Origin of the sequence: Paenirhodobacter populi (genome assembly GCF_004022215.1) — a bacterium.
Taxonomy (GTDB): Bacteria; Pseudomonadota; Alphaproteobacteria; order Rhodobacterales; family Rhodobacteraceae; genus Rhodobacter; species Rhodobacter populi.
Window position 1 is genome coordinate 1 of sequence record NZ_SAUZ01000053.1, and the last position, 8731, is coordinate 8731.

An 8731-nucleotide genomic window follows, 5' to 3' on the forward strand; every position below is an offset into this window, starting at 1 on the left:
CGCGACCCGCGCTATCGGTGACTGGATCAGCTTCTACAACAACCGCCGCCCTCACCAGACGCCTGCAATGCGCACGCCTGCCGAGACATGCAGATCAGCGGCTTAACCGGGGCAGATTCCGCTGGGTTAATACATGGGCGACGTTGGAAGGAAGATTGTCCCGTCGCTGTTGCGCGCAATGAGTTCCTTCGTGCAACCCAACGCCTGGGCAGACCCATCTGGAAGCGCTGGACTGGTTATCACGTCCGAAGTCGGGTCGAGGCGAAGATGAGATGTTTGAAGGCCTTCGGCGAGTGGATCGCATCACGAGATCCGGACCGTCAGACCGCCGAAATCCACATCCGCATCCTTCGCAGGTTCTCTCGAACCCGTGGCGTTCACCTGCTCAGTCATGAACCGCTTCAATGCACTCGGCACTGCCGAGATAGAACGCGTGGCATGACCCCAAAGGGGAAAGGGGGCGGGTGCGGTCACTCCCTGACTTCCCCAACAACACCGGCGGCGAGCCTCAATTATCAACGCTATGCCAAGCTTTTCAAGATTTTCAGATCGAGCCACCCGTCCAGCTTCGTCGGCAACCTCCTGGACCGAATCAATCATACACAAAAGACCGGACACTCTCACTGGAGGTAGACCGCCGACCATTTGCCGAACTCTTCGGACAGGTCACGCCATGGCGCACCCGTCGCGCGATCCAAAGAAGGCCGTCCAAAACAAGCGATGGTCTGCAGGCTTGCGTCCATTCGGATGCCGGACTGCACGAATGAAGACCTTGAAGAATGTCCACTCGACGTCCGAGGTCAGCTTCCGCGCCAAGAGCGCCTCCCACGTAGAGATGATCTTGAATTCACAGACCGCCGAAAGGTAGAGCCCCTTTTGTCAAACACCAACGGGCGTTTCGCATTCAGCCGTCAGCCGATGTGTCGCCGACCTTGAAGACAGGATTGGCGCATCGTCGTTTCCGCTCCCTAACTCAATCAAGAAACAGACCGAAATGGTCCTGCGCATCCGAAAGTTTAGCGATACGTTCGCGTGCGCTTTCTCCCAATGCCGTGCTCACATCCTGCAATAGCAGTGTCAAACCCAAGGTTATTCCCTGCGGCAAGGGCAACACAAACCGCGTCTCGGCAGGATAGCGCAGCACATGCGGCGTCAGGCCTGTGGCCCAATCGCAGAATTCATCCGCGAAGATCACCACATCGACACCCCGTTCCCGAGCCATTTGTGCGAGCAGCGGACCATGCGCACCATAACGGAACGTATCTATCATGATCAGCGTCATCCGCTCATTGGGTGCGGGCAACAGTTCGGCATAGACTCCATCGATTCCGTCGAGGATATGCACCCGGTCCCGTAAATATGTAAGACGCCGGCACAGACCATCCGCCAGAAAATGCATGGTCTGAAAGCCTACCGCATGTACGCTGTCAGCCTGCGCCACAAGATCGACGATCTTGCCCCAAGCACTTGTTTCGCGCAGCGCGTAGGCCGCATCGACGGTGGCGCGGCTAAAGGCACGATCATCGTCGGCCTTGGCCGTGCCGCGCATTTCTGTGACCGAAGCAAACCGCAGATCCATGCGTCGGCTTTCCGGCCCGAAAGCATGGCGGCGCACCTCGGCGCGGACCTCGGCAGCGCTATCAAATCCCAGCTTGCGATAAAAGCGTGTCACGGTCATCGGGCTGATATTCAGCTTGCGGGCTGTCTCGGCACTGGTCTCCAGCAAAATCGCATCGGGACGCGCCAACAGATAGGCCGAAATACGGCTCTCTAACCGGGTGAGACCCGGCTCGGCTTGGGCAATTGCGCTTTTGAGTGTCGAAAGATCGAGTTCCATCCACGTAGTCCTAATCGCTCGGCGCTGCGGAAGGCAACAGTCATGGAAGTTTTGCACAATTATTATGCAAATGCATGATCTGAACGCGGCAATGTTATGGATATCTCTGAAACTTGTTGGATGCTACGCCTCTATCAAATAGCTCTCAAGGTGAGATCACGCGAACAACCCGCACACCGACAGCAAGATGGCTAAAGACACCCCGCGACCAGGACAGGATCGGAAATCGGTCCGGGGGAGCGACGAAGAACGCTTGTTCAGACAGACCGGGCCAAGCAGCAGAAACCCACCACCGGAGGTATCCATGAAGCACCTGACACTTACCACCTGCATCACTGCCGCGATGCTCGCCACTTCGGCCTATGCAGCGACACCTGCCGACACACTGGTGATCGGCAAAGCCGCCGATCCGCAGACCATCGATCCGGGCGTGACGATCGACAACAACGATTTCACCATCGCCTACCCCGCCTATCAGCGCCTCGTCGCCTATGACGTGAAGGACGGCAAAGGCCAAACCACCGTTTCGGGTCAATTGGCCGAAAGCTGGACCGTCAGCCCCGATGGCAAGGTATGGGAATTCAAGCTGAAGCCCGGAAACGTGTTCTCGGACGGCTCGCCGGTCGACGCCGAGGCGGTTCGTTTCTCCTTCGAACGGCTGATGACGCTGGCACAAGGGCCGTCCGAGGCCTTTCCGGCAGGGCTTGCCGTTGAGGCGGTCGACCCGATGACAGTGCGCTTCACCCTGCCCGATCCCTTCACACCTTTTCTTTATACCCTGGCAAATGGCGGGGCCGCCATCGTCAACCCAAAGGTGATGGAACACGAAAAAGACGGTGACCTTGGCCGTGGCTGGCTTTCGGCGAATACGGCAGGGTCGGGTGCTTACATGCTCGCCAACTGGGAAAAGGGCCAATCGATCAAATTGGTGCCGAACCCGCATTACGGTGGCGAAGCTCCCGCGCTCGCCTCCGTCGAGGTGCGGATCGTGCCGGATGCCTCGGCCCGTCGCCTGGCTCTCGAGGCGGGGGATCTGGATATCGCAGAAAGCCTGCCGGTCGATCAGACGGCGGCGCTGGAAGGTGTCAATGGAGTCGAGGTGCAGACCAACCCGAGCCTGCTTGTCACCTATCTTTACATGAACAATGCCAAATCGCCCTTTGATTCCGTTGAGGCGCGCAAGGCGCTGATCGCCGCAGTCGACAAGGATGCGATCATCGAGGGCATCATGATGGGGCAGGCAAAGCCTCTCAACGGGCCGATCCCCGAAGGCATGTGGGGCTATGATGCCTCCATTCCAGCCTCCGAATACGACCCTGCCGCCGCCAAAGCCGCCTTCGCCGATCTGGGTCTGAGCGGCAAGACCGTGACTTTCGCCCTGTCCGAACAGGATGCCGCCTGGCCGATGATTGCCCTTGCCGTGCAGGCCAACCTCGCCGCGGCCGGCGTGAACGTGAAGCTCGAATCATCGGCCAATGCCAGCTATCGAGATCGCCTTGGCGCGGGGGATTTTGACATCGCCATCGGCAACTGGAGCCCCGATTTCGCCGACCCCTACATGTTCATGAACTATTGGTTCGACAGCACCAAGAAAGGTCTGTCGGGCAACCGGTCGTTCTATTCGAACCCGAAGGTTGACGAACTGGTGCGCACTGCCGCCACGACAACTGAGCAGCCGGAACGTGAAGCGCTTTACCAGGAGGCGCAGAAGATCGTTGTTGACGAAGCCGCCTATAACTACCTGTTCCAGCGCAGCTCACAGCTTGCGATGCGGGATAACGTGAAAGGCTACGTGTTCAATCCGATGCTCGAAAACATCTACGATTTCGCGGCAATGTCGAAAACGCAGTAATCGACAGGTAAGACGGTATCGGCGGGAGGAAAGGCCCGCCGATACTGCGGCGTCAGCTTGTATTGACTGTCTCGCCCTGGCGTCAGTCAGAGCCCCCACCCACAGATCAGCACCCTGACGTCAGATCAGGCAGGACGGTGTCCTTCTGCCAAAGGGCCATGTGCCCCGCCAACGGTGCCATGCGCCCCCAATAGCCAACAGGTTACTTCATGAACATTCTCGTGGTTCTCAGACGACGTCTCATGTTCCTCGTCCTCGTCATCTTCGGCGTTTCGCTGATCACTTTCACCATTTCGCATATGATACCTGGCGACCCCGCACGCCTGCTGGCCGGCGACCGCGCCAGTGATGAACTTGTGGCACAGATGCGTGAAAATCTGGGCCTCGACCAACCGCTTTACGTGCAATACGGGCGATATATCGCCGGGCTGGTTCAGGGGGATCTGGGCACCTCGATCCGGACAGGACGGCCCGTGCTCGAAGATATCGTAGCCTATTTCCCCGCAACGCTCGAACTGGTCATCGTCGCGCTGATCTTTTCGATACTCGTGGGGGTGCCGCTTGGTGTAGCCTCGGCGGTATGGCGCAACGGCATCATCGACCAGCTTGCGCGCACCTTCGCAGCAATCGGCATTTCGACACCGGCATTCTGGCTGGGCCTGCTTTTGCTTGTCGCCTTTTACGGGCGGCTAGGCTGGTTTCCGGGCAGTGGCCGGCTGGATGCGGGTATCGCCCCGCCCCCGACGATTACCGGAATGTATGTCTTCGACAGTCTGGTCACCGGCCAGTTCAAGACCATGATCAACGCGATATGGCATCTCGTGCTCCCTGCACTATGCCTTGGCTTCGTGCATGTGGGCGTGATCGCACGACAAATCCGTTCGGCCATGCTGGACCAGCTTTCCGAAGATTACGTTCGCACGGCGCGGGCAAGCGGGTTGTCGAAAGCTCGGGTGATCCTTATCCATGCGCTCCCCAATGCCGCGATCCCTTCGGTGACGGTGCTGGGACTGGCATTCGGGGACCTGCTGTATGGCGCGGTGCTGACCGAAACGATCTTTGCCTGGCCCGGCATGGGGGCCTATGTAGTCAACTCCATTCAGGCACTGGATTTTCCGGCGGTGATGGGCTTCACCGTTATCGTCTCCATGGCCTATGTTCTGGTCAATCTGGCAGTCGATCTGGCTTATATCGCGCTTGATCCCCGGATCAAGGAGGTCGGATGATGGCCGCCATGTCACAATATCTCACGGTCTTCAAAAACCCGGCTTTCGGTCGCACATGGGCGCGTGTGCGCCAAAGTCCGGTTACCGTCACCGGGCTTGTGATGCTGGTGGTGGTGGTCATCTTGGTAGGGCTTTTGCCGTTCTTCCTCGGGACAGATCCGAATGCCATCAATCTGCGCGCTCGCCTGTCTACCCCCTCATGGCAGCACCCGTTCGGCACCGACGAAGTCGGCCGCGATATCTTCAGCCGCGTGATGCATGGCGGTCGGATCTCCATTGGCGTGGCGCTTTTCGTTGTGGCGGTTTCGGCCACCATCGGCACGCTGATCGGGGGTCTTTCGGGGATCTTCGGCGGCAAGGTTGATACCCTTATCATGCGGTTGATGGATATCGTTCTGGCGGTGCCGTCTCTGGTACTGACAATGGCACTCGCAGCGGCTCTCGGGCCAAGCCTGTGGAATGCGATGGTGGCCATCACGCTGGTGCGCATACCAACCTATGTGCGTCTTGCCCGAGGCCAGACTCTCGTTGTGCGTGAGGCAGGCTATATAATGGCAAGCCGCGTCTTCGGTGCCAGATCGGGGCAGCTTTTGGGTCTGCATGTCGTGCCCAATATCATGTCTCCCATCCTTGTTCAGGCGACGCTTGATATCGGCGCGGTGATCCTGATGGTTGCGGGGCTGTCCTTCATCGGCCTTGGGGCACAACCGCCCGCTGCCGAATGGGGGGCCATGGTTTCGGCCGGTCGCGGCTACATCCTCAATCAATGGTGGTATTCGGCCTTTCCGGGCGTTGCCATCCTGTTCACATCGATCGCTTTCAATCTGCTGGGCGACGGCATCCGCGACCTGACGGACCCGCGCCAGAAAGGCCGCTCATGAAGTTGCAACCTTCAGCGCAGAACCGACCCGCAACCGCGGGCCCGATGTCGACCACTCCCGTTCTGTCGATCCGTGGCCTCAGCCTCGAATTCCCTGTCTGGCAAGGGGCGCTCCATGCGCTCGAAGACGTGACGATCGAAATCAATGCCGGCGAAATCGTCGGCATCGTGGGGGAATCGGGTTGCGGCAAATCTGTCACCGCGATGGCCACGATGCGGCTTTTGCCCGAGGCGGCCTATAAGGTCACCTCCGGTGCGCTTTCACTGCTTGGCCACGACATGCTGGCCGCGACCGAGACTGAATTGCGCCATATCCGTGGCTCGGGTGCAGCGATGATCTTTCAGGAACCGCTCACGGCCCTGAATCCGACTCGCCGCATCGGCACATTGATGACCGAAGTAATCCGCGCCCATCGCAAGATCGGCAAAAAAGAAGCACAGGCCCATGCGGTCAAATTGTTGAAGAGCATGCGCATCGCCGATGCCGAGGCGGTGATGAACCGCTATTCCTTCGAGCTTTCGGGGGGTATGCGCCAGCGCATCGTGATTGCACTGGCTTTTGCCAATGACCCGAAGATCGTCATCGCGGATGAACCGACCACCGCGCTTGACGTGACGGTTCAGCGGCAGGTGTTGACGCTACTGCAGAACCGTGCCCGCGATGTGGGGGCGGCGGTCATGCTGATCACCCATGATCTGGGGGTCGTATCGGAATACACGGATCGGGTCTATGTGATGTATGCGGGCAAGGTCGTCGAAACGGGGCCGACCGCAAGCGTGCTGACCAAACCTTGTCATCCCTATACGCATGCGCTTTTGGCGGCGGGTCCGGATCAGGTGGCCCCGGGGGAGGCTTTGGCCTCGATACCGGGCACGCTGCCGGACCTGCGCGAAGATATACCGGGCTGCCGCTTTGCCGACCGCTGCGCCTATGCGCAAGGGCTGTGCCGCACCACGCCTCCGCCGATGCGGCAGGACGCCGGCGGACAAAGCTATGCCTGCTGGATCGAAGAGGAGGCCCAGGCATGAGCATCGCAATCGAACTGACCGATATCGGCGTCGAATTTCCCGTCGGGCGGGATTGGCGCGGCCGCGTGAAAAGCTGGGCACATGCGCTCAACGGGGTCAGCCTGCGCATCGCGCGAGACAGAACGCTGGGCATATTGGGCGAATCCGGCTGTGGGAAATCCACCCTTGCGCAGGTGATGACGGGGCTGCTTGCGCCAAGCACGGGCGCAATCGCAGGCGTATCGGGTGCCGAACGTATCTCGATCGTGCTTCAGGATCCGAATTCCTCGCTTGACCCGCGCATGCCGATCTGGCGCATCGTGATGGAGCCGGTCTTTCTCAAGCAAACCCGCACGCGCGAAGACCTGCGTCGCGAGGCGACCGCGCTTTTGGTCAAGGTGGGCCTGCGGCCCGAGCATATCGACCGCTATCCGCACGAATTTTCGGGTGGACAGCGCCAGCGCATCGCCATCGCCCGGGCACTGTCCAGTGCGCCCGAGATCATCATCCTCGATGAACCGACCTCGGCGCTCGATGTCTCGGTGCAGGCGCAGATCTTGAACCTTCTGCGCGATCTTCAGCGTGAGCACAGGCTGGCCTACGTGTTCATCTCGCATAATGTGTCGGTGATCCGGCATTTCTGCGACGAGGTGGCGGTGATGTATCTGGGCCAGATCGTCGAACAGGGGCCCTCGGCCAAAGTCTTCGCCACGCCCGCGCATCCCTATACCCGCCTGTTGCTGGATGCTGTGCCGAAAATCGGCCGTGGCCGCAGCACCGGCCAGCTCGACGAAACCGAGCTCCCTTCAAACAGGGTCCTGCCTGCCGGATGCTTTTTCCGCAGTCGCTGCCGCTTTGCCGGTGCGGGCTGCGAAAAACCACAACCACTGCGTTTGCTTGAGGGAAACCACAAGCTGCGCTGCCACAAAGACCTGCCTGCGGAGGCATGACAATGAACGCTGCCCCCTTTGGCCACGGCACCTTGCCGCTGGTCGCACTGACACATCCCGCGCTGCGGATAGCGCTTGCCTATGCCACGACCGAGAATTTCACCGGCCGCGTTCTTTACCGGGAAACCCGGGCCTTCCTGCACCCCGATGCCGCCCGCGCCATATCGCGTGCCGCCGACGCCTTTGTCGCGCAAGGGCTGACGCCGGTAATCCTTGATGCCTATCGGCCGGTTTCGGTGCAGAAGGCGCTATGGGCCGTACGCCCCGATCCCGAATTTGTGGCCGATCCCGCAGTTGGCTCTGACCACTCGCGAGGGATTGCTGTCGATATTACATTGGCGCGGGGGAGCGAATGGCTTGATATGGGCACCGCTTTCGATGCGGCGGTACCGCAATCGCACCATGACCGCGGTGATATCAGCGCCGAGGCCACCATAAACCGCACAATTTTGCGCCGTGTCATGGTCGAAGCCGGCTTCGCCGAAAATCCGATGGAATGGTGGCATTACGCCCTGCCCCGGGGTAAAAACTATCCTATCCTTGACGATACCGCCGAATTGCAAGGCTAGCCCGTGTTGACAAAAGGGATTCCCCTGATGGGCGGCCTATGATTCAAGGTCATCTCAACATGGGAGAGGCTTTGGCGCGCAACCTTATTTCGGACGATGAACGACCTTCTTCGAGACCTTCATCCATGCAGTTCGGCAAGTGGTCGTCAGTCTACCGCCAGTTACGCCATTGGATCCTAGGCTCAGGGCTTATTGATCTTATGGTTTGGTCGCGATTCAGGTTGTGCAAGAAGACTGACCGATGAGCAACCTGTTCTGACTGGCGGACGCGCAGATGGCGTGGCTAGGCTCCAGACCCATTGATTTCAGTCACGCTTCATGATTCAGGCTCTCCCGAGGAGACCTGATTTATGAGCAACCTTTACTGGCTTTCTAAGATCAGATGGCGCGCCTTCGCCCTTTCTTTCCC

General features: G+C 59.5%; 7 protein-coding genes and 2 pseudogenes. 7 read left to right on the plus strand and 2 right to left on the minus strand.

Annotation, left to right across the window (positions count from 1 at the left end; all coding sequences use genetic code 11):
- Nucleotides 1-132 precede the first annotated feature (132 nt).
- Nucleotides 133-442 (plus strand): annotated as a pseudogene (locus D2T30_RS22380) (hypothetical protein); the annotation flags it as partial.
- 181 nt (nucleotides 443-623) lie between these two features.
- On the opposite strand, the pseudogene D2T30_RS22385 reads toward D2T30_RS22380, so the two are convergent.
- Together D2T30_RS22385 and D2T30_RS22390 are read right to left on the minus strand one after the other, a co-directional pair.
- Nucleotides 624-816: pseudogene (locus tag D2T30_RS22385) on the minus strand (transposase); the annotation flags it as partial.
- Between the two features lie 157 nt (nucleotides 817-973).
- Nucleotides 974-1837, minus strand: coding sequence for a MurR/RpiR family transcriptional regulator (locus tag D2T30_RS22390; RefSeq protein WP_128210593.1), 864 nt, complete (start codon nucleotides 1835-1837; stop codon nucleotides 974-976).
- A gap of 187 nt (nucleotides 1838-2024) precedes the next feature.
- Between D2T30_RS22390 and D2T30_RS22395 the strand changes: the two genes are divergently transcribed.
- The 6 genes from D2T30_RS22395 (at nucleotide 2025) to ddpX (ending at nucleotide 8322) form a co-directional block, all read left to right on the plus strand.
- Entirely contained in the window at nucleotides 2025-3689 is a 1665-nt protein-coding gene (locus D2T30_RS22395; protein ID WP_206613064.1) for an ABC transporter substrate-binding protein, read from the plus strand.
- Between the two features lie 209 nt (nucleotides 3690-3898).
- On the plus strand, nucleotides 3899-4915 hold the full coding sequence (locus D2T30_RS22400) for an ABC transporter permease (protein WP_128185551.1): 1017 nt from the start codon (nucleotides 3899-3901) through the stop codon (nucleotides 4913-4915).
- Complete coding sequence (locus tag D2T30_RS22405) at nucleotides 4912-5796, plus strand: ABC transporter permease subunit (protein ID WP_128185553.1); 885 nt, start codon at nucleotides 4912-4914, stop codon at nucleotides 5794-5796. Before D2T30_RS22400 ends, D2T30_RS22405 begins: the two co-directional genes overlap by 4 nt.
- Nucleotides 5682-6824 (plus strand): ABC transporter ATP-binding protein, encoded by a 1143-nt coding sequence (locus D2T30_RS22410; RefSeq protein WP_206613065.1) that lies wholly within the window; start codon nucleotides 5682-5684, stop codon nucleotides 6822-6824. The genes D2T30_RS22405 and D2T30_RS22410 overlap by 115 nt, the downstream gene beginning before the upstream one ends.
- On the plus strand, nucleotides 6740-7753 hold the full coding sequence (locus D2T30_RS22415; RefSeq protein WP_241651380.1) for an oligopeptide/dipeptide ABC transporter ATP-binding protein: 1014 nt from the start codon (nucleotides 6740-6742) through the stop codon (nucleotides 7751-7753). Before D2T30_RS22410 ends, D2T30_RS22415 begins: the two co-directional genes overlap by 85 nt.
- A gap of 2 nt (nucleotides 7754-7755) precedes the next feature.
- On the plus strand, nucleotides 7756-8322 hold the full coding sequence (ddpX, locus tag D2T30_RS22420) for a D-alanyl-D-alanine dipeptidase (protein ID WP_128210594.1): 567 nt from the start codon (nucleotides 7756-7758) through the stop codon (nucleotides 8320-8322).
- Nucleotides 8323-8731 lie beyond the last annotated feature (409 nt).